This is a genomic window from Streptomyces sp. MB09-02B (assembly GCF_033794485.1).
Classification (GTDB): domain Bacteria; phylum Actinomycetota; class Actinomycetes; order Streptomycetales; family Streptomycetaceae; genus Streptomyces.
On the sequence record NZ_JARGEE010000994.1, the window covers coordinates 1 to 630 of the forward strand.

Genomic DNA, 630 nt, shown 5'->3' on the forward strand with positions numbered 1-630 from the left:
CTGCGGGTGGGGGCGCGCGGCCGTCTCGGGGCGATCGCCGGTCGGCTGGGGCGGTGTCCCCAGCTTGCGGCGCCTGCCGGAACCACCGGGCTGGTTCGGGGCGGGCGTGGACCCGGCCTGGGGCTGCGCGTGAGCGGCGACCTGTGCGCCGGACTGCGCTGTCTGTGGCTGGGCTTGGGCCGGTGCCTGGGCTTGGGCCTGGGCCTGGGGACTGCCCTGGCGGGAGAAGGGGACACCCTGGCCGAGCGTCCGCACGCTGATCGACCGTCCCTGGGTGGAGTTCGGGTCGACGGGGGCGGGAGCGGCGCCGGATGCGGCGGGCGCCGGCGCGGCCTGCGCCTGCGCGGCCTGCGCCTGCGCCTGGGCTTGGGCCGGGGGTGCGGCTTCGGCTTCGGCCGGCAACGGCTGTGCGGCGCGCGGCTGCTGCTGGACGGCGACCTCCGGCGGCAGCGGGGTGCCCGAGGACGGGGTCGACTGCGCGGGCAGCGGCGCCTGCGGAGCGGTTACGGCGAGGCCGGCGCCGAAAGTTGCATGGCGGGGGTCGGGCCAGGACTGGGGCGGCTGTTGCGGCTGGGCCGCGCCGGGGGAGGCGACCTGACCGGGGGCAGGCTGAGCGGGGGTGGGCTGAGC

1 pseudogene is annotated in these 630 nt (G+C 79.0%); it reads right to left on the reverse strand.

Annotated features, from left to right (window positions below):
• Positions 1-630 (reverse strand): annotated as a pseudogene (locus P1P70_RS45525) (histidine kinase); the annotation flags it as partial.